At 53.7% G+C, this 25,551-nt stretch carries 24 protein-coding genes; 8 read left to right on the top strand and 16 right to left on the bottom strand.

The genetic code is table 11. The features are described from left to right. Nucleotides 1-336 precede the first annotated feature (336 nt). Both flgM and MWC30_RS03240 read right to left on the bottom strand, forming a co-directional pair. On the bottom strand, nucleotides 337-798 hold the full coding sequence (gene flgM / locus MWC30_RS03245) for a flagellar biosynthesis anti-sigma factor FlgM (RefSeq protein ID WP_244082717.1): 462 nt from the start codon (nucleotides 796-798) through the stop codon (nucleotides 337-339). A 238-nt stretch (nucleotides 799-1,036) separates the two neighbouring features. Then, nucleotides 1,037-1,267, bottom strand: coding sequence for a DVU0524 family FlgM-associated protein (locus tag MWC30_RS03240; protein WP_244082716.1), 231 nt, complete (start codon nucleotides 1,265-1,267; stop codon nucleotides 1,037-1,039). A gap of 1,053 nt (nucleotides 1,268-2,320) precedes the next feature. Here MWC30_RS03240 and MWC30_RS03235 point away from each other — a divergent pair. From MWC30_RS03235 to MWC30_RS03225, 3 genes are all read left to right on the top strand, one after another. Beyond that, nucleotides 2,321-3,970, top strand: coding sequence for a GGDEF domain-containing protein (locus MWC30_RS03235; RefSeq protein WP_244082715.1), 1,650 nt, complete (start codon nucleotides 2,321-2,323; stop codon nucleotides 3,968-3,970). 441 nt (nucleotides 3,971-4,411) lie between these two features. Continuing rightward, on the top strand, nucleotides 4,412-5,269 hold the full coding sequence (locus tag MWC30_RS03230; RefSeq protein ID WP_244082714.1) for a hypothetical protein: 858 nt from the start codon (nucleotides 4,412-4,414) through the stop codon (nucleotides 5,267-5,269). Nucleotides 5,270-5,376: 107 nt separating this feature from the next. Then, a complete protein-coding gene (locus tag MWC30_RS03225) occupies nucleotides 5,377-5,874 on the top strand; it encodes a chemotaxis protein CheW (protein ID WP_244082713.1) in 498 nt (165 codons plus the stop codon). A gap of 212 nt (nucleotides 5,875-6,086) precedes the next feature. Here the strand turns inward: MWC30_RS03225 and MWC30_RS03220 are convergent, their stop codons facing one another. The 13 genes from MWC30_RS03220 to MWC30_RS03160 all read right to left on the bottom strand — a co-directional run bounded on the left by MWC30_RS03220 (nucleotide 6,087) and on the right by MWC30_RS03160 (nucleotide 17,585). Continuing rightward, the gene (locus MWC30_RS03220) at nucleotides 6,087-7,487 is read right to left on the bottom strand and encodes a protein phosphatase CheZ (protein WP_244082712.1); all 1,401 of its coding nucleotides are present in this window, start codon (nucleotides 7,485-7,487) and stop codon (nucleotides 6,087-6,089) included. Next, complete coding sequence (locus tag MWC30_RS03215; RefSeq protein WP_244082711.1) at nucleotides 7,484-9,655, bottom strand: chemotaxis protein CheA; 2,172 nt, start codon at nucleotides 9,653-9,655, stop codon at nucleotides 7,484-7,486. Before MWC30_RS03215 ends, MWC30_RS03220 begins: the two co-directional genes overlap by 4 nt. A 201-nt stretch (nucleotides 9,656-9,856) precedes the next feature. Continuing rightward, on the bottom strand, nucleotides 9,857-10,240 hold the full coding sequence (locus MWC30_RS03210; RefSeq protein ID WP_244082710.1) for a response regulator: 384 nt from the start codon (nucleotides 10,238-10,240) through the stop codon (nucleotides 9,857-9,859). 138 nt (nucleotides 10,241-10,378) lie between these two features. Beyond that, entirely contained in the window at nucleotides 10,379-11,431 is a 1,053-nt protein-coding gene (locus MWC30_RS03205) for a chemotaxis response regulator protein-glutamate methylesterase (protein WP_244082709.1), read from the bottom strand. Nucleotides 11,432-11,513: 82 nt separating this feature from the next. After that, entirely contained in the window at nucleotides 11,514-11,897 is a 384-nt protein-coding gene (locus MWC30_RS03200; protein ID WP_244082708.1) for a chemotaxis protein CheX, read from the bottom strand. A 65-nt stretch (nucleotides 11,898-11,962) separates the two neighbouring features. Next, complete coding sequence (locus MWC30_RS03195; RefSeq protein WP_244082707.1) at nucleotides 11,963-12,385, bottom strand: PleD family two-component system response regulator; 423 nt, start codon at nucleotides 12,383-12,385, stop codon at nucleotides 11,963-11,965. A gap of 45 nt (nucleotides 12,386-12,430) precedes the next feature. Beyond that, nucleotides 12,431-12,913 carry a chemotaxis protein CheD gene (locus MWC30_RS03190; RefSeq protein ID WP_244082706.1) on the bottom strand — a complete coding sequence of 161 codons (483 nt, stop codon included), beginning with the start codon at nucleotides 12,911-12,913 and terminating at the stop codon, nucleotides 12,431-12,433. A 37-nt stretch (nucleotides 12,914-12,950) separates the two neighbouring features. Further along, entirely contained in the window at nucleotides 12,951-13,781 is an 831-nt protein-coding gene (locus tag MWC30_RS03185; protein WP_244082705.1) for a protein-glutamate O-methyltransferase CheR, read from the bottom strand. Between the two features lie 205 nt (nucleotides 13,782-13,986). Then, entirely contained in the window at nucleotides 13,987-14,172 is a 186-nt protein-coding gene (locus MWC30_RS03180; RefSeq protein WP_244082704.1) for a hypothetical protein, read from the bottom strand. Nucleotides 14,173-14,321: 149 nt separating this feature from the next. Further along, on the bottom strand, nucleotides 14,322-14,795 hold the full coding sequence (locus tag MWC30_RS03175; RefSeq protein ID WP_244082703.1) for a hypothetical protein: 474 nt from the start codon (nucleotides 14,793-14,795) through the stop codon (nucleotides 14,322-14,324). 315 nt (nucleotides 14,796-15,110) lie between these two features. Beyond that, entirely contained in the window at nucleotides 15,111-15,941 is an 831-nt protein-coding gene (locus MWC30_RS03170) for a sensor histidine kinase KdpD (protein WP_244082702.1), read from the bottom strand. A gap of 238 nt (nucleotides 15,942-16,179) precedes the next feature. After that, nucleotides 16,180-16,878: a response regulator gene (locus tag MWC30_RS03165; protein WP_244082701.1), complete on the bottom strand. Its 699-nt coding sequence runs from the start codon at nucleotides 16,876-16,878 to the stop codon at nucleotides 16,180-16,182. Nucleotides 16,879-16,979: 101 nt separating this feature from the next. After that, nucleotides 16,980-17,585 carry a hypothetical protein gene (locus MWC30_RS03160; protein WP_244082700.1) on the bottom strand — a complete coding sequence of 202 codons (606 nt, stop codon included), beginning with the start codon at nucleotides 17,583-17,585 and terminating at the stop codon, nucleotides 16,980-16,982. Between the two features lie 2 nt (nucleotides 17,586-17,587). On the opposite strand from MWC30_RS03160, the gene MWC30_RS03155 reads away from it, so the two are divergent. The 5 genes from MWC30_RS03155 to MWC30_RS03130 all read left to right on the top strand — a co-directional run bounded on the left by MWC30_RS03155 (nucleotide 17,588) and on the right by MWC30_RS03130 (nucleotide 23,427). Further along, nucleotides 17,588-17,797: a hypothetical protein gene (locus tag MWC30_RS03155; RefSeq protein ID WP_244082699.1), complete on the top strand. Its 210-nt coding sequence runs from the start codon at nucleotides 17,588-17,590 to the stop codon at nucleotides 17,795-17,797. 781 nt (nucleotides 17,798-18,578) lie between these two features. Continuing rightward, nucleotides 18,579-20,762, top strand: coding sequence for a flagellin (locus tag MWC30_RS22645; RefSeq protein WP_269467775.1), 2,184 nt, complete (start codon nucleotides 18,579-18,581; stop codon nucleotides 20,760-20,762). Between the two features lie 247 nt (nucleotides 20,763-21,009). After that, nucleotides 21,010-22,449 (top strand): flagellar filament capping protein FliD, encoded by a 1,440-nt coding sequence (fliD, locus tag MWC30_RS03140; protein WP_244082698.1) that lies wholly within the window; start codon nucleotides 21,010-21,012, stop codon nucleotides 22,447-22,449. A 122-nt stretch (nucleotides 22,450-22,571) separates the two neighbouring features. Continuing rightward, on the top strand, nucleotides 22,572-23,042 hold the full coding sequence (gene fliS, locus MWC30_RS03135) for a flagellar export chaperone FliS (RefSeq protein ID WP_244082697.1): 471 nt from the start codon (nucleotides 22,572-22,574) through the stop codon (nucleotides 23,040-23,042). Continuing rightward, nucleotides 23,032-23,427, top strand: coding sequence for a hypothetical protein (locus MWC30_RS03130; protein WP_244082696.1), 396 nt, complete (start codon nucleotides 23,032-23,034; stop codon nucleotides 23,425-23,427). Before fliS ends, MWC30_RS03130 begins: the two co-directional genes overlap by 11 nt. A 223-nt stretch (nucleotides 23,428-23,650) precedes the next feature. On the opposite strand, the gene asnB is transcribed toward MWC30_RS03130, so the two are convergent. After that, nucleotides 23,651-25,540: an asparagine synthase (glutamine-hydrolyzing) gene (asnB, locus tag MWC30_RS03125; protein ID WP_244082695.1), complete on the bottom strand. Its 1,890-nt coding sequence runs from the start codon at nucleotides 25,538-25,540 to the stop codon at nucleotides 23,651-23,653. Nucleotides 25,541-25,551 lie beyond the last annotated feature (11 nt).

Here is a 25,551-nt window from a genome sequence, read left to right as displayed (position 1 = left end):
TCTTCGTTGAGAGCACCCTTACACCAACCTTGACCTCCTTCAACCTCCTGGCACCGGGGGAGACCGTGCGCTCCCCCTCTTCCCCTCCATCGGCAGTCCATGTCGGGGAAGCGGCGGCCTGAAGAAATGGAAAAGGGAACAGGGGCATCTTCCTCCACCGACTGTTCCCGAATTTCAGGCTGGGATCTCAAATCAAAGACAGGATGAAGCGGGGAAGGGGGGAAAAATGTCAAACTGTTTGTTCCTGAATCAGCATCTCCAAAAGTTTCGCCGGTGCGTCAACCGGATCCATGCAGGTATTCCGTCGTGCCGGGAGAGACATAAAACTGACAGGGATCAAAACACTTCCGACAACATCTTGTCGGCGATCTCTTCAGGATCGATGCTGTACTGGTCGTTCTGGATAAGACTTCGGAAACGCTCTACAAGTTCGGTACGAATCTCGTCGCGCTGCATGGAGATTTTGGTCAATTCATTCACTTCCTTGTATTTGCCGGAGAGCTCCACCCGGTCCAGTGTGGCTGGCCTGGTCTCAGCGTCATTCTGCTCGGTTCTCAGCCGATGAGAATTTTCCTGGGGCTGCTGCACCGGTTGACCGGCATAGATGTTGATCTTTTTAATGTCCATTTCGTAAAACCTCTTTACAGTCTTTTTCGTAATGGAAGCACGGATGGAGCTCCATGCGCCGCAGGGAAGCCGCTGCATCATTGCAAGGGAAACTCTTTTCTCGCCTGTCAGCCCTTTATGCTTCATGAGGGCTCGCAGCTGCCTCTTTCTACCTGTCCACACAGGCTTCATTCGTGAAATGAAAATCTTTATTTTAACTAGATTACCCATTTTCTATGGTATCTCAATCCAAAGATGTTGGAAGTCCATGCATGAGTATATTGCAGCGAAAGTCATCGCCTGGTCCGTAATGTTCTGAAGTCTCCCTTTGAAGGCGGATGAAGCTGAATGTGGCGCGACGTTGATACCCCCCTCCTCCCCTTGGGGGAATCACCCTGTCCCACAGGGTGAAAACTCTCGCCAACATGCACTAGGGTCTGCCTTCATCTGTTCCTGGGTTATGGGTCGGTTCTTTTGCCCGGTCAGCCAGTTGCTCCACATTCAGTCGCTGGCGCCCCTCCTGGGATATGCTGACATTTTCAGAGGACGCTTGTTTAGGGGCGTTCCCAGGTGCATCACGCTTTGCCGTCAGCCTTGCCCGCTGTAATTGCCTGCTGTACGTGCGGAGCCCGCTTTTGACCTGGTAATCCGTTGTGATCATGTCAGCTCCTCCTTCACACCTACTATCGGCATGCACTCTTAAAACTTGAGAAAAATAAACTCAAACGCCTGAAGGCTGCATGCATAGTTGTCTGTAATTCTCCGCAGCGCCACCCCATGAGAATTCCTGGAATTTGTCATTTATGGCACGAAAATAGCTTAAAGAAACCTGAATCGTCGGGAGGGCATCGGCTTTCTTCACTCTCCATCACTCTTCAAGGCTTCCAACGAAAAGAGCGTCATGAAAAAGATAACATGTTTAAAGTGCAGGCACTTTTTCATTACCTGGGAACGCAGTCTGCCCTACGGATGCAAAGCCTGGGGGGTGCGAGCGCATCAATATCCCGACACATTAGTTCATGGCGCATCGGGCATGGCCTGCCAGCTTTTTGAGCCGAAACCTTTCAAAAAGGATTCCATCTGACAGGTCAGTGCCACTTGATGCCTGCCGGAGAACGCCCCTCACCTGGTGTTCCGTCAAGTTCGTTGTGCCGGCACGACAACACCCGCCTGACCCCCTCAAAGGGGGAATCAACGGTGGGTACCCTGCGGAGCAAAGTTGACAGAGTATCAGCGGGGAGGAGGATGACGGCAACGATATTGACTTAAGTACCCAAGCAAAAGTTTTCTAACAAAACGAACCGTTCGCCCTGAGCCTGTCGAAGGGCATGTCTGGTTGTGCCCTTCGACAGGCTCAGGGCGAACGGACAGCAAGACAAAATGTTAAGAAATATACGCTCAGGTACTTAATGTCCTCCCCCATGAGGAGTGAAGCTCGACAATACTGAGAACAATGGATGGCATCAGCTGCGATGATTTGAATAATGTGGCTCATGGGCGAATCATTTGTCAATTTTACTCCGCCGGAGACAAAATTCCCACTCCCTGGAGAGCGGTTCCCAAGAACGCTCAGTTCCAGGCTGGCGCAGCCAGGAGTTGGAAGGCGATGGCCGTCACGTTGAGGAATGAGGGACAGAAGAGGTGGTTGGGAATGGGGCAATGATATTCATGTGATCCTGAGGAAAAACAATAATTTCTCAATGAGGACGTCGAAATGCAGCAGGTCAGTAATCGTCAAGAAGTTGGCATTGATCTGGGACGATTGTCAGACATTGTGATTGAAGCCCTGAAGGAAATATCCTCACAACGACGTGTACTTGCGTCTTCATCATTGTGTGATGCACTGCGGCAGAGGCAAGATCTTCTCGACCTCGTTTCTGCGATTCGGCGAGGCAACGGTTCTTCCCCCCATTCAGACGCCGGAGCATTTGAACTGCAGGCCCTCCAACAGGAAAATGGCATCCTGAGATCCCAAAAAGAACGATTCTTCAACCATGTTGTGGAGCTCCAGGACGAGAAGCTCAACCTCCAGTCCTTCTACAAACGTTCCTTATTGACCCTGCTGAACTGGATTCAGTCCTCAGGACGGGAGCCTGCCCCCGGATCTCTTAATGATTTCAAAATCTCATTGATGAAAGACACCTCTTTGAGGGATCTGGAGCAGTCTCTCAACACGATCTCGGAGGAATTGGCGCATCAGAACGGTACAGAGGGCTCGGGGAAAGAGGCACGTGAGGGCCCCGGTTCTTCATGGGGCAAATGGCTCAAGAATAAAAGGCTCTCCCCTGAACCGGCGGCGTTTGCCCCTCAAAACATCACGCAGCTCCAGGAGGTTTATCTTGAAGTCTTGGACGTGATTGCAGCGGATTCTGTTTCAGCGGATCTCACAAGCCTTTCGGGACTGCAGGAGAAAATTAAAGCAGTTTCAGATCCTGCGCAGCTGAATGCCATCCGTAAAGAGTTCCTTGCGTTCATCGAATCTTCCATCAAGAACATTACCGAGGAGCGCAAACAGCTCACAGCATTTGTTTCGGAGATTGGTGAGAATCTGATTCGCATGGAGAGTCACCTTTTCAATTCTTTGGACTCCAACCGCCGCTCTCATGAAGCAAATCAGGACTTCAACACTATCATCGAAGTCCAAATGGCCGACATGAAACAGTCGGTGACTCACACCACCACGCTGGGAGAGCTCAAGAACCTGGTGGTCACGAAGATAAGTACCATCTGTCTTGCTCTGGAAGAGAAACGTCAGGAGGATGAAAGGCGGCTGCATGAAGCCAATGCAAAGGTGGGGGATCTGCAGGGGACGATCGAAAAAGTCAAAACAGAGATCGAGCAGGTGCAGGATCGGGCCCGAAATCTCGAGAGGCAGGCCCTCATCGACCCTCTCACCAACAGCTACAATCGGCGTGCCTATGAGCAAAGGCTCAAGGAGGAATTCCAACGCTATCAGAGGTATGGGCAAAGCTTCTCTCTTCTCCTCTTGGATGTGGACAATTTCAAGAACGTAAACGATCGCTACGGGCACTCTGCAGGCGATCTCTGCCTCCGTGAAGTCATTCAGAGGGTGGGGTCGCTTCTCCGTGTGCCGGATTTCCTGGCCCGTCTTGGCGGTGATGAGATGGTCGTTATCCTCCCCGGGACCGGGCGGGAAGAAATGAAGGTGGTCGCCGAGAAGATCCATTCGACCATAGAGCGGACACGATTTTTATACCAGGGAAAGCAAATACCCATTCGTGTCAGCGTGGGGGGAACCCAGATCGAAACCGGAGATCAGAGCGGGACAGAAGTTTTCAACCGCGCGGACAAGGCACTTTATGCGGCAAAATCTGCAGGGCGGAATACCGTAACGGTTTTTTAGGCACGATTCCGGCATCTCGGTCTTTGAGAGGCTGTCCGAGAATGACGCATACCTCTACCCTCTCTCTCGAGGGAGAGGGAGTTTTCAGAGAGCTTCTGAGTCAGGCTCGGATTTCCCTTTCTCAGATGAGAAGAATGAAGTCCACGGTTGAGCTGCATCAGGCCGGATCAATGGTGTGTGAAGGAGGCATCGATGGAGTTTAAAACGACTGCAATTCAAGGCCAAACATCCCTGCCGGATGAAATAGAGGAGGCCAGGAATTCTTGGCTGAATTCTGCGAGGCAACAGCAGTTTGATGCCGTTCTGAATATGGCGCGGTCCCATCTGAGTGGAAACCTGCCGTCATTGAATCTTCCCCTCATTCCTGATTCCCCTCCTGGATCGCTCCTGCAACCCTCTGCGCTGCCCTGGGATTTGGGCTCAAGCCCCATGGGCGCCCCTATGAGCGGTTTAGAAGGCCTTGCCGCTTCGGTTTTTCTGCAGGCGATGGCCCATTCCAGTGGAGGCATGGCCCTGCATGCCTATGAAATGGCTGGGCGACTGGCGAGCATTCCCGGCCGGGAGATGCCGGCAGAATCGATGGCCGTTTCTCCCAAACCCCAGTTGGATATTCCTTCCAGGTGGAGGGAACGTTCCCCGGCGATTCCGAGAGGGGAGGACAGCGATCGAATTGGAGCGTTGTCGGCACAGTTTGAATCGGCCGATGCAGGGGCGGGGGCCATTGGCTACGACAGAAATGGCGGGACATCCTACGGCATCTTCCAGATATCTTCACGTCAGGGTACCATGAAGCTTTTTTTGGATTTTCTCGACAGGCATGCACCGCAGTGGGCAGCGAGACTGAAATCGGCTGGGCCCTCCGATACGGGCAGCGCGCAGGGTGGCATGCCCAGGGAATGGAGTCGTATTGCACAAGAGGATCCTGTTTCCTTCGAGAAGCTCCAGGAGGACTTCATCAGAGAGTCTCATTACGACGCAGCACTCGCCGAGATCCAGCAAAAGACTGGTTTGGATGTCAGCAAACATTCCAGTGTCTTGCAGCAGGTCGTGTGGAGCACAGCCGTTCAACATGGTCCCCACGGTGCAGCCAATGTGCTCGATGAAGCTGTGCAGCGGATCCAATCTTCTGGGAAAGAAATGACAGACAAGCAGTTGATAGAGAATGTTTATGCAGTCAGGGCTACGAAATTTGGACTCTCGAATCCACAAGTTCGTGCAGCTGTTCAGGCAAGATTCACGCATGAGAAAGGGATGGCACTGGCCATGCTGGGAGGAGGCCGCTCCGAGGCACAAGGGTAGGGTGAGCGTGGTCGAGAGTATTAAAGAATTCTCATGAAGCAGCCGAATATTCCACCGGTAAAGGGCTGTATTGCACAAAACAAGGGACCTGCGTTGACGAAGGGATCATGATGGAAAAAAAAAATCAGAACATAAGGATCGATAAGGGAGGCAAGTACTTGACCTTCACACTGGCGGATGAGGACTACGGAATTGAGATCCTGAAGGTCAAGGAGATCATTGGAATGATGCCCATCACAACGCTGCCTCAGACGCCTGATTTTGTTAAAGGTGTAGTGAATTTGCGGGGTAAGGTGATTCCTGTGGTGGATTTACGGCTGAAATTTGGAATGACCTGTCATGATTATACTGAAAGGACCTGTATCATTGTCGTGGAGATATCCGGACCCTCCGGTTCCACCATGATGGGCATCGTCGTCGATTCTGTGTCGGAAGTGGTGCAAATCCGAGGCGATGACATAGAGGAAACCCCAAAATTCGGCGCCAAACTGGACACCGAGTACATCCTGAGTATGGCGAAAACCGAAGGGCACGTCAAGATTCTATTGGATATCGATCGCGTGCTGACGGCTGACGAACTGTCTCTCGCTCTGAAAGCCGCATAAAATAACTCCCTCCTTATGATGAAATCATTTTGAAAGGGCCCATTTCTGCACTCCGGTCACCCTTGGGCCCTTTCTCTTGTAATCGTTGCCGCCAGCCGCTTCATCCCGGCCGGTCTGTCATGCCCTGACAAAGGCCGGTGCTCGGCGGGCTGCACTTCCTGTAATGCAGCACAGCCGGTGCCGGGCACTGTTTTCAATGATTTCCCCTTACATCAGAAGCCGAATTCCGCCAGAAGGTTGTCCACATCGTCCTGGCTGTGGAGGGCGTCCAGTTTCCCTTGGTGAGCCGGTCCGTAGAGCTCGTTCGTCTGGCCTTTCTTGTGATCCTCGATGGAGACTCCGAAAGTCCGGATGAGATTGACCATCTTCAGCTGAAGATCGTTCAGGAGATTGATGATCTTCAGAATGATCTGTCCGGTGAGGTCTTGATAATCCTGGGCCGTCAGGATGGTGACGAGGTCATCACGAGTTTGCACCGCTGAGGCATTCAATTCGTGCAGGAGCTCACGACCCTCAGACAGTCGGTCTTGTGCACTTCCCCCGATGGCCTTCAACCCTGAGAAGAGCTGTTGGAGCTCTTCCAGTTTTGCCTGGTCCATCTGATTGCGCTTTTGCAGGGATTCAACGTGGTCCAGGGTCGTGGTGGCGGCATTCTCCGTGAGACGCAGAATATGCTCCAGCCGATTTCCTGAATCCGGCAGATTGTCAGTGACCAGGTCCTTCAAAGCAGGGTCCATGGTATTCATGAAGCCTTTGAGGGAATTATGCAGGTCTCTCGCCAGGGTCCCGATCTCCACAAAGAGGCCCGCATCACTTTGCTTTTCATGGAAAGTGAGCAGGATCTCCTGCGCGTCGGCGAGGTTACCCGAGGAAAGTGCATTCATGAACTCCTTGATCCTCTGGAGGATTCGCTCGATCATAACATCATGGTGCACGAGATGGGACGCGAACTGTGCGTCGGGATCACAGGGCGCCAGCAGCGTTCCCAGGCGCTTCAGAATGGATGGATTGCCGGGAAAATGGAGCTGGAAGCTCCCTCCCCCCCCCTCGTTCAGGAATTCAGGGGAAAAGACCATCTTGCCTCCGAGCTTCGAGACGATGCTTTCCAGGCCTTGGAGGTCGTCCAAGGCAAAATTACAAACCTCCTCCAGCGCGGTTCCTTCCTCCAAGTCTTGTTGCTGTGTGCTGAGATGTCCGGATTGTTCGGATGCCCCCTCGTGGATCTGGATGGGCGTCTCTTCTATTCTCCGGGAGCCATTCAAGGCGGCCGAGACCTCTTCCAGTAGAGACGACCCGTGATGGTTGGCTTCCGGGAGTGTTTCCAAACGTTCCAGGAGGGTGTCCAACGCCGCATTGAAGGAGCTGACAGAACTGCCGTTACTGCCGTGCTTTATGGATTCCAGGAGGTATTTTTCCAAATGTAGCCCGGCCTCTTCCAACTCCTGCAATCCCAACATGGCCGCCGTAATATGGAATGACTGCAACAATTGTTGGGATTCGGCAATTTGTTCTGAAGATCCTCCGGAACCGACCCACGCGGTTGATTTTTCACGGACGTCCTTCACTGTTTGAATCAGTTCGGTCCAGTCTTCGTTTTCAATGGTTAAGGTCATTTTCCATTATCCTCATAAAGACTCACGATGCCTTTGACATCCACGATCAATGCCACTTTCCCATCCCCTAAAATGGCTCCTCCCGAGATCCCTCCTAGAAGGCGGAGGGTTGACCCCAGACTCTTGATGACCACTTCCTGGCGTCCGATGATTTCGTCGGCCAGCAGGCAGTAGGATCGGTTATCCTCATTGACAACCAGCAGCAAACCCTCCCATGGGTCGTAATGGCGCGGAGGCACTTCGAAAATTTCATGCAGCCTGATGAGGGGCATGAGCTTTTCCCTCACTCTGATGAGCTCCCCCTTTCCCTGGACCGTGACGTAAGCGTCCTTCGATGGGCGCAGGGATTCATTGAGAGCGATGGTGGGCACGACAAACCTTTCTTCGCCGACGCGGACGATCATTCCATCGATGATGGCCATGGTGAGGGGGAGCTTGAGATTGAATTGGGTGCCGCAGCCCTGGGAGCTGGATATCTCGATTTTTCCCCGGAGCCTCTCGACACTTCTTTTCACGACGTCCATCCCCACGCCCCGACCTGAGACTTCGGTGACCTGTTCATTGGTGGAAAAGCCTGGATGAAAAATGAGCTCGTAGATTTCCCGTTCCTCCAAAATCTCATGTGTGGAAATGATCCCGTGCTCCACAGCCCTGGCGCGGATCTTCTCGACATTCAGTCCACAGCCGTCATCCTGGATGTGGATCAGAATGTTTCCACCCTTCTGCTCGGCTGAGAGGAAGACCGTTCCCTGAGGCTTTTTGCCGGCAATTGTCCTTTCCCCCGGAGTCTCGATGCCGTGGTCCACAGAATTTCGAATCATGTGGACGAGGGGCTCGTAAATCTCCTCCACCATATTGCGGTCGATTTCTGTTTCCTCTCCCCGCATTTCCAGGGCAACATTCTTTCCCGATTTTTTCGACAGGTCTCGAACCAGGCGAATCATCTTTTGAAAAGTACTCTTGATGGGAACCATCCGCATGGAGAGGCTGATGCGCTGCAGTTCGGCGGTGATGCGTCCCAGTTGAGCGATATCCTTTTGGAGCTTCTGATCTCTGATGTTTTGAACATCCGGGTTCAGAAGCACCATGGATTGGGCAATCACCAGCTCTCCCACCATGTCCACAAGATTGTCGAGTTTTTGGGTATCGATGCGAACCGAAGAGACATTCTCCTTGGTGGTCTGTTGTTCATTGAGAGCCTCGGACACTTGGGCGGGTGAGACGGCTCCCATGGAAACCAGCTCTTCCCCCAGCCGCGTTCCCTTGGAAATACTGGCCTTGACCGCCGCTTCGATCACCTCCTCGTCCACAACGCCCTGCTCTACCAGAATAGTCCCCAATTTCTTCGGTAGAGGTTCCCGTTCCCCCGTTTCCGCTTTCTGGATGCGCCTGATACTTTCCAGGAAGGGAGCTACCAGGGAGGCTGCCTCACTCACCGCTGATGGACTGGTTGGTGGTTTTTCCAGTTCCCGCAGGAGTGCTTTGAGAATGTCCACAGCGTTCAAGACGATATCGATGATCTGCTCCGTGACGACAATATGCCCGGAGCGGGCGGCGTCCAGCAGGTTTTCGACTTCATGGCTCAAGTGATGAATATCACCCAGGTTCAAAAAACCTGCGACTCCCTTGATGCTGTGGAAAGGTCGGAAGACGGCGTTGATGGCTTCCATGTCCAGGGGATTGGCTTCCAAGGCGAGCATGTTCAGTTCGATGGACGCCAGATGCTCTTTCGCTTCCTCGATAAAATCGCTGAGAAGCTCAGGGTCGTATATTTCGGGCAGTTCAAGGGCGAGCATGGCATCGCCATGGACGGCTTCTGGATCGCTCGTATCCAATTCCTGGAAAATCGCCAGGTCTGCCTCTGAGTCTGCCTCTGAAGGGGAACCTTCGAAAGGGGTCGGCAGGAGCAGATTGTTCAACAAATGCTGAATGGCGTTCCAATCGGAATCCTGGTCCTCGGATTCCTGGAGGATCAGCCTGTTGATGATTTCCTTGATTCGGCCTATCTGCCCGCGTGAAGGTTCGGGCAGGTCTGATGCTTCTTCTGCAAGCTCCAGGAGGTTGAGGCATTCGCCCATACCCATGAGATCATCGACGCCAGCAATGACTCCGTTGGACAGCAGATCCCTGAGATCATTGAGGGAAAGCACAGATTCTTCGGATTTCATTATCCTTGCACTCCTGCTCTGTTCCCGGTGCCGCCGTGTCTGAGGTCCCTCCTGAGCCCGAAGCAAGCTGACTATCGTGCTTCATGCAGTACTCATGATCGAGCACTTTGGAAACGGGGAGAGAAACGGAAGGTGGGGCTTGCTTCTTCAAACCACCTTGGGGTCAATCTTCAAGCCACGGAAAAAGAGCTGACGGGGAAATCAGTTGGGGGGCAGTATCTTGGCCAGTTTTTCCGCCATGGTGGCTGCCGTAAACGGTTTCACAATATAGTTGCTGACCTTGGCCTTCACCGCTTCCACGATGTTTTCCTTTTGTGCTTCGGCAGTCACCATGAGAAACGGAATGTTCTTCAACCTGTCCGTCGCCCGCACGCTCTTCAGGAGCTCCAGCCCGGTCATCTTGGGCATGTTCCAGTCGGAAACCACGAGATCTACGTCCTGACTGTTCAAAATATCGAGGGCGGATGATCCATTTTCAGCTTCGAGAATATTCTTGAATTCGAGGTCCCGCAGGATATTCCGCACAATGCGTCGCATCGTGGAAAAATCATCTACGACGAGGACCGTCATGTCCTTGTATGCCATCGTCTACTCCTCTTCGATGAGTGAAGGTATGCTTGAAAATAAATCCAAAAGATCGTTTCGAGGTTTCGTCCCAATGAGGCCGTGTCACCTTCCAGCGGCAGACTCATGTGTGCCTGAAGCGGGTCTCCGCCTCTAATGTCATGCCCCGGAAGCCAGGGAGGCGAAGATTGCATCGGGGATTGCTTCCAGCGGCGCAATCCGATCCACTGCCCCCTCCTTGATAGCTTCCTTGGGCATGCCGAAAACGACGCAGCTCTTTTCATCCTGAGCGATAGTGTGTGCTCCCGCATGACGCATCTCGAGCAGGCCCTTGGCTCCATCTCTTCCCATACCTGTCATGATCACTCCCAGGGCGTTTGCTCCCGCGTACTTGGCGACGGAATGGAACAGGACATCCACCGAAGGCCGCTGATGGCACACCAATGGTCCCCCCTTGACTTCCACGTAATAGCGCGCTCCGCTCCGCTTCATCAGCATGTGGTAATTGCCGGGAGCAATGAGGGCCAATCCCGGGACGACGGAATCCCCGTCTTTGGCTTCCCTCACTTCGATATGGCAAAGTCCGTTGAGGCGGTCGGCAAAGGCCGTCGTGAACCGTGGTGGCATGTGCTGCACGACGACTATCCCCGGGCTGTTGGGAGGCATCTGGGTGAGCACTCGCTTGAGGGCTTCGGTTCCACCGGTGGACGCTCCCATGGCGATCACCTTATTGGTGGTTTCTTTGAGAGCAGCGGAAAAACCAGCCTTGCCAGTCCATTGAGGCTGGGTATTCCGGGCGGACGGCTGATGCGTCAGCCTGGCGCTGGCGGCCGCACGGATCTTTTCCACCAGCTGAATGCTCATGTCTCCTACGCTGTAGGCGCCCCCGGGCTTGGCAAGCACTTCCAGAGCGCCGCCTTCGATGGCTTCCAGGGCCATTTCGCTGTTCTTGGGCGTGAGGGAGCTGACAATGATCGTCGGGATAGGGTAGTATTTCATCAACTTTCGCAGGAAGCTCAACCCATCCATGCGGGGCATTTCGATATCCAGGGTGAGGACGTCCGGTCTCAACTTGACGATCTTGTCGCGTGCTATGTATGGATCGGGGGCCGTGCCCACGACCTCGATGTCCTCATGCTTGGAGAGCTCCTGTGTGAAAATCTTGCGCACAATGGCGGAATCATCGACAATCAATACTTTGATGGGTTTCATCTTTTCCTCTGCTTCCCGCTTTGCCATTGATCAAGGAGCATGGTGCCCTGCATGGAGCTTAAAGACCATCGTCATGCCGGCCCTATACCTGCTGCAAGCCTTTGGGGGGCAAAAGGGACAATCGGTCCTGGCATGGCGCGTTGGAGTGAATGCGAATTTCACCTGCCGGGGCTCCAAAGTATGACACCGAGAGTTGTCGGAGGCCTTCATCTGTCTCCTTTCCGGGGGACAGGAGATGAGGAATTCCCAGTTCCCAGGCGTCTTGGTGCAGCCGTGACAGGTAGCTTCCCCCCACCATGTTGGCGAGCTCCTTCATGGCATCTTCGAGCTCGTCTTCAGCAACTCCGTCTTCTCGCTTGCTCAGAAGATTTGCCGTCAGCATTCGAGCGAAGTCTTTGTGGAATCGAAAAGCGATTTCCTGTTGCCTGACCTTTTCCCGGTACAGGCCGATGCGCGACTCACACATCCTTTTCTATTTCCAGGGCATCAGCTGGAAAATCCACCATGACAAAGAACATGGTTTCGAAGACCTCAGAAATCGCATCCTTCATCGCTGAGTGACATTCCTTGTGCATTGGGAGCTCCCATGATCTGAGACAATTGGACGTGGATCGTTTCAGGGCGGAAGGGCTTGCGAATGTAGCTCTTGGCCCCCAGTGCCAGCAACGCATTGAGCCGGTCTTGATTGGCCTCGGTGGTGATGAAGACCACCGGTACATCACGCCATTTTTCTTCCTTTTTCAACGTTTGCAGAAGCTCGAGGCCGTTCATCAACGGCATGTGCAGATCGGACAGCACCAGGTCGATCCAATGATCTTGCAACACTTTCAGTGCAGCAAGGCCGTTTTCAGCTTCCCACCATTCTCCCAGATCGAAGCCGGAAACCAACAGGATCTTCTTGAGGATTTTTCGCATGGAGCCTGAATCATCCACCATGAGAACATTGTAGGCCATTGTTGTCTCTTTCCTTGTCAAGTGCAGTGCCGTGCAGGTTTTGACTCAAGGCATTTCCGTTTCGCCTGAGCCGGAGACCTTCAAAAACACGCGCCCCGAGCTCATTTCGATGCGAACGGTTCGATTCACGGTGCCCCCGACATGCTCCGCCGTCACCAGTACGTTGTTCCTCCAGAAAATATTTCGCAATGCCAGATAGTTGCGTTTCCCTATGTTGAAGACGCCGTTTTCGTCGAGGATCTGGGATCCACCCGCAATCCGCACGACGAGATTACGCTTTGTGGCCCCCAAACGATAACACTGTTTGAAGAGGGCAGGGATGCCGGTGTCTGCGAACATGGCCGGCTTGCTTCTGGCTTTTTCAGGATCCATGGAGGATTCCGGCAGCATGTAGTGCAGGAGGCCTCCCACATTGGCTATGGGATCGTAGAGCATGACCGCTATGCAGGATCCGAGGGAATAAGTGATCAGAATTTCGTCGGGTTGATTGCTGACGCCGAGATCCGCTACTCCAATGACTTTTCGCATATGGCTTCTCACCTCCAGGACGAATCTTCCCGCTGCTTCATTTGCGGTAAACAGCGGGACGGACATAGCTGAGCGGGTGATTCAGCCCTGTCAGGCTTTCGGCATGACCGACAAAGAGGTACCCCCCGGTGTCCAGGTAGGAGGCCATGCGTTGAATCAGAGCTTCCTGTGTCTGTTTGTCGAAATAGATCATGACATTTCGGCAGAAAATGAAGTCGAATGGACCTTTGAAAGGGTATGGATCCTTCAGGTTGAGGCGTCGAAAGGTCGTAAGGTTGCGGATGGGAGAAACGATCTGGAAGTCGGAGCAATCCTTATCCCGGCAGCATGGCTGAAAGTAGCTGCGCCGCATGGACTCCGGGATGCCCGCGATTTTCGACCGGCTGTAAATCCCTTTTGAAGCCACCGCCAGGACGCGCGTGGAAATATCCGTTGCCAAAATCCGTAAGTCCCATTTGGGCAGATCCTCTATTTGCGACGCGAAGTACATGGCCAGGCTGTAAGGCTCTTCTCCCGTGGAGCATCCGGCGCTCCAGATGCGAATGCGGTTGGTGCGTGATTTGCGCTTGAGCTCGATGAGCTCGGGCAACAATTTTTGTTTGAGGAAGTCGAAGTGCTGAGACTCTCGAAAAAAATAGGTCAGATTGGTAGAGATGCAGTCCAGGAAGTGTGTCAGCTCTCCATCATTATGGGGATTTGTCAGATAACGATAATAATCTTCATAAGATGTAACTTTCGTAACCCTCAACCGTTTGTTCAACCGTGCCTGGAGAAGAGCTTTCTTTCCATCGTGCAGATTGATGCCGCAGTGCTCGTACACCATGTCGCTGAATTTGCGAAAAAGTCCATCCGAGAGTGACAATTCCATCGCTGTTGCCTTTACGCCGTCTGAGACCATTGGAGCCGATGCCTGCGGTTTGAATCTTTCCCTGCCCGCAATGAGGGAGAGCGGAGGGACCTCTTAATTTTCAAGCCTATATTCGGCCAATGGCGGCTGCCCCTTTAACAATTTGATTCTGCCATGATGCTGCGGGGTCTCTGGATGTGTCTGCAATCTGAGGATCGGGAAGGTTTTACCGCCTGGGCGAAGGCTCTCGAGGATTGGACTCGGTTTTGGGATAGGGGGGTACTTCGATGATGATGTTTTCGAGCATCCGGTGCGACAGGTTCTTCTGGGATATCTCTTCCATTTCTCTTGCCTGCCGTTCCTGGTCGGTCATAACACTCTTGTAGATGATTCTGTCCTTTTCCTCGAACATTTCTCCCCGAAGTATGGGCGGCTGAAAGCAAATTCCTACCAACAAGGCAGCCGCAAGCATCACCATTGGGCAAGTGGATCGTGCGGCATGCTGACAGCTGCAGCTCTCTCGATGCGTCATTTCGTCTCCATGCTCATCCGTTTTTCTCTTCATACAGTGTAGTCGCCCCGGTTCCATTTGGCAGACTCCACGTAGCAGAGTACGCTCATCTCTTCACCGATGAGCCTGAGGGGATGCTCCTCGGGGAGCCGCGCTAACTCTTCACGAAGGTCAGGCAGGGACTGGGACAGTTTGTCCAAAGAAGCCTTGATCGCCTGGGAATCCATTTTGTCGTCTCCCAGGGCATGCTCCAGGCCCTCCAAATGCCCCATGACGGTCTCGAGGTCTTCCAGCGCCTGTTGATCTTCTCTTTCAGGCGGCAGAATTGACGGAATGATTCCCATACAATCTATGGGATAAGCGGCGGAGGCTGGCGACTCTATATTCTGAGGTCTCGTTTGGTTTGCCGCTACTTCGCGGTCCAGTAAGGTGGAAAAAGCAGCACTCCGCTCAACTCCTTCCTTTTCCACAGGCCCTTTCGAGTCGGTCAAACCTTCGGTGCCGGGTAGTTGTTGAATCTTCATTTCAAAGCTCCTGGAGTCATGAAGTATGATTTCTACCCGTCAGTAGAGCAAAGGGTCTGCCAAAAAAACCTTCCGCAGGATCTCTGGCCGTTTTGTTATAAAATACAGAGTGTTGGTCTTCCAAGTTTGGCTTCCGGGAGGTCTGCACTCCCGCTTCGGGCGGAAAAGGTTTCCGGGACAGGGAAAAAGTTACCCCATGACCTGAGGCAAGGTGGCATGCTTTGAGGAATGGATGAGTTGTTGATTTCGGCTGCAGGAGCGGCCCAGGGGAGGAATCTCACTGTCCCACGGGATGAAAACCTTGGCCAGACTGTATCAGGTGGGAAGAGGGATGGTGAGCACAGTGGAGGTGCCTTCCCCGTCATGATGCAGGGAAACCTCTACTCCGTAACGGCTGAGCAGTCGCTGAGCGGCAAACAACCCGAGGCCGAAGTGTTTTTCATTTGCCCGAGTCTGTGCCAGGGAGGGATGCCACTGAGAATGAAAAAGCTCGAACAGACGCCTCCCTCCGCTCTTTTCAGGAAGTCCGCAGCCTGAATCCTTTATAATGATTTGGATGTGTTTGTCTTTGAGGCGGCTCTGGATGGTCAGTCTCTTTTCCGGGGATTGCCTCATGGCAACAAGAGCATTGTCGATGATGTGGACGAGGGCGGGAACCAGGTCCCGGCCTCGGATGCGTACGAAAGGCAGGGTCTCGTTGAGCTGAAGCTCGAGCTTCACCTGGTGCTTGAAGAAAGGGTCCGCACGGAAGACACGCACCAGCTTACCGATGACGAACTTCAAGTCCACCTCGGAATCAGACTGCTCGACCTGGTGGAGCTGCATGAAATCCTGGAGCATTTCTCCCAGCAGGCCCACCTGCTGATTCAACTGTTTCAAACGATGCGCCTGTTTTTCGGCAGCCTGCCGCCATGCCACAAGCTCCGGGGAATCGGCGGTCGGGGGCGGCTGATTTATGCGCGCCTGCCCCTGAACCAGCATTTCCCCCAGGATGGAGATATTCTGGAGGGGGCCATTGATGTTGTGGATCAGCCCGTGGATCCACTGTCCCCATTGCCCCTGGCGGTCTTTTTGGAAGAGCAGCTCCAGGTATTCCTCGGGCAGATTCTCCAGGATGTCCTCTTCCTGCTGAATGGCCTTGTCCATTTTCATCATTCATTTCGATCTCGAGCGAATCCATTCCAATGTACCAAAAAGATTTGATCTATACTCGATCAGGTACAAAACCTATCGATTTTATAGCTCGCTGTCTTTTGTAGGAGCGGCATCCTGCCGCGACAATGAGCCAGTCGCGGCAGGATGCCGCTCCTACAAAAATGAAGTTTTCTATCCTTAATGCGTACAACGATACTCCCCTGCAGCATCCATTTTCAAGTAGAGATGTTCATGAATTGCCAAAACCGGCTTTTTCCATGATCAGGCCTTTGATCCGTTCGAACTCCACATCATTGATGATCCGTTCCTGCTTCAGTTTCTTGAGCCGTTCCAGTTCTGCAAGGATGCGCTCGGTACTTACGGCGGGCGCCTGCAGAAAAGAGAGAGGCAGGGTGTGCCGCGGAAAAAGATAAAACGTACCGGCATCCTCATCCTCTACCTTATTGTTGTCGTCTTCCGCGTCGGTTGCTTGTTCAGGTCCGGCGGCGGCATAGCGCTGCAGCTTTCGATGGGCTTCCTCCAGGTCGAGCAGCAACTGTTTTTTCTCCCGGAGGATGATGATTTTCTCCTTGGCATTTCTGATGGCAACGGAAATTTCCTCCAGCTTGAAGGGCTTTTGCACGTAGTCATACGCGCCGCGGCGAATGGCCTCGATAGCTGATTCCAGGCTTCCGAACCCCGTGATGATGATGGTGAGGATATGAGGATGGAGCTCACGGGCATGCCCCAGCAACGAGAGTCCATCCATGCGGGGCATGTTCAGGTCTGCAATGAGGATGTCATAAGAAGCGGCTTCGAGGGCTTCCAGGGCTTCCACGCCGTCGGCCGTGATCCTGATGGAAACGTCCTTCCCCTGTATGGCATCGCGAAGGACTTCCCGGCACATATCATCGTCATCGGCAATGAGTATCTTTATGGACGCTGTCACATTTCCCTCCGGCTGTCGGTTTTGGCGATGGATGTGGGCCCCTCACAGTTGGGGCCCCACGTTTTGTCCTTTTTAGGAATACAATAAATAGTTTCAACCAGTTAAAGACACAATGGCATCATGCCGGAGGGCTCCGGGGGGACCGTCAGCAGGTCCGCCATCTGTGCGCCCAGCTCTCTGGCAAGCACCTTGTACCGTACCGCGGAATCGCCGGCTATGGTCGTCCAATAGAAATCGACGTCGGCACCCGGCGAAGAAAATGCCTCCTGCTGGAAATACCAGAGCCGGCTCGACGTGCGCACATCCCAGATTTCCACCTGCAGCGTCAAGCGGGTCGTCAAATTCCCCGAACCGTCAAAAACATCCGGAATGCCGGCCAGCATCACCAGGTCGCATCCCTCCTTCTGGCCCCAGTAGACCCCTTCTTCCCCCGATTGAACCGTGCGGGGGATGATCAAAGTCTGCCGGAAAACAGATCCCTTGAGAAGCTCCTGCTGAACGATGGTGGCGACCTCCGCGCCGGCTTCCGGAAAATGGGAAGGGCCGGCAAACAGCGTGATGCCCATGGCACGGGAGGGATTGAGGAGGGCGCTCGATTGGACGAACACATCCACGGGGCGGACCGTGATCATCGCCGGAGAGTGCACGTTCAGCATGGAAATGCAGCCGGGGAGGGCAAGCAGGACCAGGAGGAAAAGGAGAGGCATCAATGTTCGCTCCCACTGCCGACAAAGCGTGCGGCCATGGCAGCCGTGAAGCAAGCTTTGGAATGGACAATTCATTCGATCCGGAGAACTCCCTGAACCTGGCAGTGGAGGATCGCCACGCCGCTGGATTAGAGAAACCCAAGGCTGGCGGATACAATTCACCTGTTGTTTCGCACATTTTTATCTGTCGGATGCCAGCCCTCAATCCTTGACCATTTATTTGATCCAGCCCTGCATGGCACAGAGCCGGTCTCCATCTGGAAACCTTACAGGACGCAACGTGAATGAGATGGCCTTACCCCGCAGATGAGATCACCTCGGGACCGTATTTCCTGACAATCCATGGGAGAATGTTGGCCCGACCTTTTTGCCGCCCCTCCCGGAAAGTTTTTCCTCTTTTATGCTTATCTCCACCGACACGCCTTCCAGGAAAAGCCCCCCATTCTTCCTTGTGCATACGCAAAATCATTCCTTGATTCCCATGCGTTGTGGGCTTGAGGACCTTTTGGCCGTGGCCATTCCTCCTCCGTTCTGAACGCAGAAACCGGCTCTGCCCGCTGCATGGCACATGTCTTGCCTATTCTACCAGGCAGCAAGCAGGGTCTTCGGTGGAATGAAGAGGTCTCCAGGGCCTCTGAGCCCTGAACCGCATGCGCTGTGGGTGTGAAGCACCAACGATCTTTCCCCACAAGTCGTGCGAGAACCTTGCCGATGCGATGCTCCATGGGTTCGTGTGATCGAGGGCCCGAAGGTAAAGGAAAAAGGGAGGGCGATATTTTCTTTAAGTATGCTGAAAGTATTACCGATGGATTCGGCAATGTTTACAGGGAAACAAAATTCATAGACAAGGAGGGGCTGAGAAGAGATTGGACAAAAGGTGGCACCGCAATTCGTTTTACAAAGCCTTTAAGGAGTAAGTAGCTGTCGTAGTTTATCGTTCAATGAGCATATGGACATGGATGTCCGTATCCAAACCTTCAAGGAGGAATTCTCATGGCACTTACCATCAATAGCAACAATATGGCACTGAGCGCGCAGAAGAACCTGAACAAGTCACAGGCATCTCTGCAGAAATCCATGGAAAGACTGTCTTCTGGACTGCGCATCAACAGCGCCAAGGACGATGCGGCTGGTCTGGCCATTTCCAACCGCATGGGAGCAAAGATTCGCGGATTGAATCAGGCCGTTCGCAACGCCAACGACGGTATTTCGTTGTCGCAGACGGCTGAAGGCGCTCTTCAGGAAACCACGGGGATCCTCCAGCGCATTCGGGAGCTTTCGGTCCAGGCATCGAGCGACAGCAACACGGATAAAGACAGGGCTTCTTTGCAGCTCGAAGTAGGTCAGCTTTTGCAGGAAATGGATCGGATTGCCACCAGTACCAGTTATAATGGTAAGACTTTGTTTGACGGCACTTTCGGCAAAGCGAGCTTTCAGGTAGGGTCGGAAGCGGGGCAGACGATATCCTTTGGCCTGAACAGCGCCAAGGCCAGTGCATTGGGTGCAAGCGGGGGCGTAGCTAGCGGTGCTTATCAATTGGCGAAGCAAGACAGCTCGAAGACTATCGGAACGACCGGAACACTTGCCGCCATGACCGCCGGCGATCTGAGCATCAATGACAAGAATATCCGAGGGACAACTTCCGGGGACGATACCGTTTCTTATTCCGACAATGCAAGCAGCGCCATCTCTATTGCCAAAGCGATCAACGACTCCGCTGATGAAACGGGGGTGCGGGCGGTTGCCAATGCCACGACGCTCACTTTTGGGACTACGGATGCCACGGCTCTCGGGGATGGTGATTTCAAGATCAATGGGGTGAACATTGGTGCCGTGGCCGATGCTGGTGATGCTGCTGCCAATGCGACCGCCTTGGCCAAGGCCATTAACGATCAAGCTCACCTCACTGGTGTGAGCGCCGTGGTGGCCAATACCGATGAGATCACTCTTAAAGCTGGCGATGGTAGAAACATCACTATTACGACCGGAGCCACGGCGGTAGCTGCAGATTTTAAAGCTGTGGGCGGAAATGTTGAAATCCAACCGGACAATGCCACTGCCGGCCAGAAGGATATAGTTGTTAGAGGCAGTGTATCGCTTTATTCAAACGAAACTTTTGGAATTGCCGGCAAGAATCCCAGTGTGGCTGGATTGACGGAACAAAAGGTAACGGCAACGAGCGAAAAACTTCTAGAGAGCGCGGCTGCAACAGCCGATACAACGTTTTCGTCCCTCTCGAATGGGGACCTTACTTTGAATGGTTTTGCGGTGGACTTCAGCTCTTTCTCGGCACAAGTGACATCAGCCTCCACGCTTGAGAAATCGAGCGATTCCGGAACCGCAAGCGCCATGTTCATTGCAGGCGCTATCAACAACACTGATGGTTTGAAGGAACAAATCACGGCCTCGGCCAAGACGGTCATGAATCTGGGGAAGATCTCGAGTTATGATGCATCGGCAGATTCGCTCGCCATAAGATTTCAGGGTACTGGTGATGGAGACACAGACACCGGGGGCCTAAGTATAACCCTGGACAAAAATATCCAAGAGGGCGATGCAACCGGTTACCTGGTGGGTAGCTTGAACTCTGCTTTTGCAGGGGGCAGCGAAGATGTCAAGGGGCTTGTTGCCTCTGTGAATGAGAATGGAGAGCTTTTGATCACCGCCGACGATGGGCGGAACATCAGGGTTGCCGTCAAGGCGGATAAAAGCAGCACCCAATTCCTTGGCAACTTCGACACATCCTCCAACAATGATGTCATGTCCAAAGGTACTATCTCGCTGGAAGCACGCGAAGGTTTTGTGGTCAACGACATTTCCGGTGGAAAGCAGGCCCTTGCGGGAATCGAGACCAACATCGGCACAGTGGCCAACATCAACATCTCGACGTTCAAGGGTGCTCAGAACGCCATCAAGGCACTGGACGCGGCCTTGGGCCAGGTGGATGACATGCGTGCGAACCTCGGCGCCATCCAAAACCGTTTTGATTCAACCATCAACAACTTGACCAATGTCAGTGAAAACCTTTCGGCGGCGCAGGGGCGAATCCTGGATGCGGATTTTGCGGCGGAAACTGCAAACATGACGAAATTTCAGATCATGCAGCAAGCGGGCGTCGCCATGCTGGCACAGGCCAACCAGTTGCCCCAGACGGTCCTCAGTCTGCTTCAGGGCTAACCACGGCTGAGTTCTAGGGTCTGTACGCAAACCTCAATTGCTCATATCACGAGCGTCACCCCGGCGGAAGCCGGGGTCCAGAAAACTGCATGAACCTTGGATTCCGGCTTTCGCCGGGATGACGGAACATCAATCTTCTGGAGAAGCGGAAGACTTTGCGTACAGAGCCTAGTTCATCCTGAAAGAAATCCCTTTCCCTCATCCTTTGAGGGAAAGGGATGAATGTACACGCAATGGGAGATCAGTCATGGCATTTTCAGTGGGTGGACTCGTTTCAGGCATGGACACGGAGAGCATCATCAGCCAGCTCACCGATGTCGAACGGCAGCCTATTGTAAAGCTTCAACAAAAGGAAGCCGCCTACCAGGTGAAGCTGACCGCCTATGGGAGCCTTCGTAGTGTTCTTTCCGGTTTGAAAACTGCGTCTTCCGCCCTGGATAACCGTACGGACCTTAACCAGTTTACCGGTGTATCGAGTAACTCCGGAACGTTCACTGCGTCCGTTTTTTCTACGGCCAAAAGCGGCACTTACAGTATTGAGGTGGAATCCCTGGCACAGGTGCAAAAGCTCAAAAGCGCCGCTTTCAATATGGATGAGGCCATCGGCGCCGGAAAATTCACCCTGCAGCTCGGTACGGGAACGGCCGTGGAAATCACCACGGATGGAACGGAAAAGCTTTCGACCATCGCTGATCGGATCAATGAAAGCCAAAAGGATATTCAAGCCTCCGTCATCACAAACGGCGACCAATCTTATCTCTTGCTCACCGGTCAACGTACGGGCGAAGCCAACACCATACGCCTGGAGGTGACGGAAGAGACCCCCCCCACCCCTCCAGCCGACCCGCCGGATCCTGGCGATGTCACGGACAACATGGGTCTGTCCCGCCTACGTTACATCCAGGGGGGCGAGAACAATCGGCTGACTCAGACCCAGGGAGCTTCGGACGCCGTCTTGACGGTGGATGGGGTCGCGGGCATTCATCGCTCTACGAACATGGTGGCCGATGTGATCAAAGGGGTCACTCTGACCCTCAAAGGAACAACGGCGCTCAACAAGCCCGAAACGCTGACTGTCTCAAGGGACACCACAGCCCTGGCTTCCAAAGTGAATGCCTTTGTGGAGGCTTACAATTCTGTAAGCGATTTCTTCATCGACGCCCAAAGTTACGATCCCAAGACTCAGGAGGCTGGGGAATTGCTAGGTGACAGTACTGCTAGGCAGATTCGCAAACGCCTCGACAGTCTCATTGGGGGAGCGGTGGCTGGCGCGTCAAGCGGCTTGTCCAGGCTTTCCGACCTTGGCGTCGCCATGGACAAGGAAGGAAAGCTCACTGTGGATTCTAACACTCTCAATGATGCTCTCACGAACCGGTTCGATGACGTGAGTACCTTTTTTGCCACTGACACCGGAGAAAGCAAGGGATTCGGTGTTCGGCTGGTGAATACTCTGGATACGATGCTGAACAAGACACGGGGCGATCTAGCCCAAAAGACCAATAGCTTTCAGTCCAGCGTGGACCGTATTCAGAAGGATATTGCTCGATACGAGAAGCGGACATCCAATATAACGACTAGACTTCAAACGCAATTTCAGCATCTTGAGAAGCTTTTGGGACAATACCAGAAGACCTCGGATTTCATGACGCAACAGATAGAAGCACTGCAGAACATGAACAAGAGATAAGAGCTTTACACGTGATTGTTCAGCGATCGGCTGCTGATCGATCTTTTGTTGTATTAGGGTGTCATTTTAGGGACAGGCAGAATAATAAGGCGAAACGCAACGGTTCGGGAGGAGTGGATCTTATGACCCCTTATGCTCATCATGCATATCAGAAGACCGCGGTGAATGCTATTTTTGAGAAAGAACGCCTAGTGGTTATGGTTTTTGAAGGTATCGTGGACTTTCTGCGGCAGGCCCGGCTGGGAATGGAGGAAAGAGATGTCGCGCGTAAAGGAGAGGCCATATCCAGCGCCATCGCCCTTATAACTGAACTGGACTGCGCCCTGGATCGGCAGACCGGTGGAGAGCTCGTGGACAATCTTGGCAGACTTTACGACTGGATGATGAAGCACCTCACCAAAGCCAATCTTCATAGTGACCTCAAGGCGCTGAGCGAGGTCGAGGCCGTCGTGTTCGAACTAAAAGAGGGGTTTGAAGGCGCGGCAAAATCGATCGGTTCTCCCGTCGTTGCTCAGCGGACGGTGCCTTCTGAGATTATGCCCGGGGTACCTGGACCCGCAACTCCGACCCGGAGATTGAGCTATGCCGTATGAAAATGGGTCTGAACGACACGAAGACCTGCTGAAGAGGCTCTTGGGCGTGACCCGGCGTATCGAAGCCATGCTGAAAGGGTTGGGGCATGAGGACGTTGCCTTCTCGGTTGATTTCCAAAAGAGCAAGCAGTCGCGTACTGCCGATGTCGAATCCCTGCGTGCTCTGGTCGAGGAGCACGCCATTTTGAATAAGGCTTTAGCTGAGGCGGGGCTGAGCGAGGATCCACAAATCCTGCCCTTGGTGAAAAGTGTCTGGGAAGAAGTTCGCACCGTCGTAAGTCGATTGGAATCCTGTCGAAACCACAGCCTGGAGCTCATGAGCCTTCAAGAAAGACAAAAGAGCTGTGCCGCTGCTTACATTCATGAAGCAAATCGCCGGAGATAAGTACCTGAGCGTATATTTCTTAACATTTTGTCTTGCTGTCCGTTCGCCCTGAGCCTGTCGAAGGGCACAACCAGACATGCCCTTCGACAGGCTCAGGGCGAACGGTTCGTTTTGTTAGAAAACTTTTGCTTGGGTACTTAAGTGCGCCGCCATGGAAGACGGCGCTACCGTTTGGTAAGACCCCACACATCCTTCAGAAGGTGTTACATCTAAGTCTGCTGGATCAAAGCCCATCCCTTCCCCGAACGATCACCTCGTGCCACATCTGAACGAAAAAGACCACCACCATCAGGCCGGACAGGTCCGGTCCCCCGCCCTTGCGGTGCTGCGCCAGCAACTCCTGGACGAAATGGGGATCGAAGTATCCCGCCTCGCGGATGCGAGCGGGGGAGAGGCATTCCATCACCAGGTCGTCGACGTTCTTTAAGAACCAGGGAGCGGGGGGATTGAAGGGCTGTTTTCGCCGGACGCGGATGGCTTCGGGCACGATCCCCCGTGTGCTTTCCTTCAGGAGATATTTTTCATTGAGTCCCCGCATTTTGAGGTGCGGCGGAATCTGGAACAGGAGCTCCACCAGTTCGTGATCCAGAAAGAGGGGACGCACCTCCACGGAATGGGCCATGCCCATCTTGTCCGCCAGGGGCAGGGTCAGATTGAGAAGCCGCAGCTTCATTTCCAGGTACACGGCCTGATCGAAAAGGGGGCGATGCTCGAAGCTTTGGATGTTGGTGAGATGAAGGGGAGCGCGATCCAGCCTGCAGAGCTGCTCCGCAAACGGCCGGGCGTAGAGCTGATCCTTGAACTGAAATTCCCGGTAGCGATAAGGCATCGCCGGGTGCTGCACCGGGAATTTCGAGCCGGCTCGTGCCAGGTGCTCCTGCATGAGGGGCAGCTGAGCGTCCTGGAGGGTGGGGTAAAGCCTCTTGAGAATATGCCGCCTCCAGGGCCCGCCGCGGTCCATGAATTCCATACACTTCAGCTGCTTGAAATAATCGTAGCCCCCGAGGATTTCGTCGGATCCGTCACCCGAAAGCACCACCTTGAGACCCAGGTCCCTCGCCTTTCCGGAAAGGAGATAGAGGGGGAGGTGAAGGAGGGAAACGATAGGGTTTTCGAGGGCTCGGACCATGGGCACGATATCTTCGGCCCCGATGGAGCATTTGAATTCGAGATGCTCCGCTCCCAATGCGGAAGCAAGGCTCCGGCTGAATTCCCGTTCATCGTATTCGGCTTCGTCGAAAGTGATGCTCAACGTCGTGATGGGGTGCTGTGTAGACCGGGAATAGAGGGAAGCAACCGTCGAGGAATCGATGCCCCCGCTGAGATAGACGCCTACAGGAACGTCTGAAACCACGCCCTGGCGGACGGCTTCCGTCAGCCTTTCACGGAACCTTTCGACGAGGTTCCTTTCACTGTCCTCCTGAAAGGGCCTGTCCCCGCGGATGTCCCAATAAGGAGCCACCCGCCTGCCTCCGTGGCGGTCTATCTTCAAAGTGTGCCCCGGGAGCAGTTCTTCGATACCCTGGAAGAATGTGTGGGGCGCCAGGTTGAACCCGAAGGTGAAGAGATTGTCGATGGCATCGGGGCGGACTTCCCGGCCCATGCGGGGGTGAGTGAGGATGGCCTTGATTTCGGACGCGAAAAGGAAAGTCCCGTCCTGCAGGCAGGAATAGTAGAGGGGCTTGATGCCGAAGTGGTCACGCGCCAGGAAGAGGCTTTTTTCTTCAGAGCTCCAGATGCAGAAGGCAAACATGCCCTTGAAGCGCTGGACGCAGGATTCTCCCCACTGGCGGTAGGCCTGGAGAACCACCTCAGTGTCCGTTTGCGTCTTGAATGAATGCCCATAGCCTCTCAGTTGAGCGCGAAGCTCCCGGTAATTGTAGACTTCGCCGTTGAAAACAAGGCACGCGGCGCGGTCCTCGCTCCAAATGGGCTGCGGCCCCGCATTGACGTCAATGATGCTGAGGCGGCAGGAGGCCAGCTGGACTTTTTCCTCTGCATGGATACCCTCGCCATCGGGTCCACGGTGCCGTATGGCCTGGATCATCTGTTGGGCGTAGAGGCAATGGTTGTCGAAGCCCTGGGGATTGAAAATACCGGCTATGCCGCACATGGAAGCACTTT

It is taken from the genome of Desulforhabdus sp. TSK, from assembly GCF_022836495.1.
Classification (GTDB): Bacteria; Desulfobacterota; Syntrophobacteria; order Syntrophobacterales; family Syntrophobacteraceae; genus Desulforhabdus.
The sequence above is the reverse complement of the archived record's forward strand: the minus strand, read 5'-3'. Positions and strand labels throughout refer to the sequence as shown.

Coding starts and splice junctions, on each gene's coding strand:
- MWC30_RS03185 (WP_244082705.1), bottom strand. CDS start 13,781: ATGGAATTGTCACTCTCGGATGGACTTTTTCGCAAATTCAGCGACATG.
- MWC30_RS03195 (WP_244082707.1), bottom strand. CDS start 12,385: ATGGCCTACAATGTTCTCATGGTGGATGATTCAGGCTCCATGCGAAAA.
- MWC30_RS03180 (WP_244082704.1), bottom strand. CDS start 14,172: ATGTTCGAGGAAAAGGACAGAATCATCTACAAGAGTGTTATGACCGAC.
- MWC30_RS03225 (WP_244082713.1), top strand. CDS start 5,377: ATGATGGAAAAAAAAAATCAGAACATAAGGATCGATAAGGGAGGCAAG.
- MWC30_RS03210 (WP_244082710.1), bottom strand. CDS start 10,240: ATGGCATACAAGGACATGACGGTCCTCGTCGTAGATGATTTTTCCACG.
- MWC30_RS03230 (WP_244082714.1), top strand. CDS start 4,412: ATGAGCGGTTTAGAAGGCCTTGCCGCTTCGGTTTTTCTGCAGGCGATG.
- MWC30_RS03200 (WP_244082708.1), bottom strand. CDS start 11,897: ATGTGTGAGTCGCGCATCGGCCTGTACCGGGAAAAGGTCAGGCAACAG.
- MWC30_RS03155 (WP_244082699.1), top strand. CDS start 17,588: ATGTTCGCTCCCACTGCCGACAAAGCGTGCGGCCATGGCAGCCGTGAA.
- MWC30_RS03240 (WP_244082716.1), bottom strand. CDS start 1,267: ATGATCACAACGGATTACCAGGTCAAAAGCGGGCTCCGCACGTACAGC.
- MWC30_RS03175 (WP_244082703.1), bottom strand. CDS start 14,795: ATGAAGATTCAACAACTACCCGGCACCGAAGGTTTGACCGACTCGAAA.
- asnB (WP_244082695.1), bottom strand. CDS start 25,540: ATGTGCGGCATAGCCGGTATTTTCAATCCCCAGGGCTTCGACAACCAT.
- MWC30_RS03235 (WP_244082715.1), top strand. CDS start 2,321: ATGCAGCAGGTCAGTAATCGTCAAGAAGTTGGCATTGATCTGGGACGA.
- MWC30_RS03190 (WP_244082706.1), bottom strand. CDS start 12,913: ATGCGAAAAGTCATTGGAGTAGCGGATCTCGGCGTCAGCAATCAACCC.
- MWC30_RS03160 (WP_244082700.1), bottom strand. CDS start 17,585: ATGCCTCTCCTTTTCCTCCTGGTCCTGCTTGCCCTCCCCGGCTGCATT.
- fliS (WP_244082697.1), top strand. CDS start 22,572: ATGACCCCTTATGCTCATCATGCATATCAGAAGACCGCGGTGAATGCT.
- MWC30_RS03130 (WP_244082696.1), top strand. CDS start 23,032: ATGCCGTATGAAAATGGGTCTGAACGACACGAAGACCTGCTGAAGAGG.
- MWC30_RS03205 (WP_244082709.1), bottom strand. CDS start 11,431: ATGAAACCCATCAAAGTATTGATTGTCGATGATTCCGCCATTGTGCGC.
- MWC30_RS03220 (WP_244082712.1), bottom strand. CDS start 7,487: ATGACCTTAACCATTGAAAACGAAGACTGGACCGAACTGATTCAAACA.
- MWC30_RS22645 (WP_269467775.1), top strand. CDS start 18,579: ATGGCACTTACCATCAATAGCAACAATATGGCACTGAGCGCGCAGAAG.
- fliD (WP_244082698.1), top strand. CDS start 21,010: ATGGCATTTTCAGTGGGTGGACTCGTTTCAGGCATGGACACGGAGAGC.
- MWC30_RS03170 (WP_244082702.1), bottom strand. CDS start 15,941: ATGGACAAGGCCATTCAGCAGGAAGAGGACATCCTGGAGAATCTGCCC.
- flgM (WP_244082717.1), bottom strand. CDS start 798: ATGAAGCCTGTGTGGACAGGTAGAAAGAGGCAGCTGCGAGCCCTCATG.
- MWC30_RS03215 (WP_244082711.1), bottom strand. CDS start 9,655: ATGAAATCCGAAGAATCTGTGCTTTCCCTCAATGATCTCAGGGATCTG.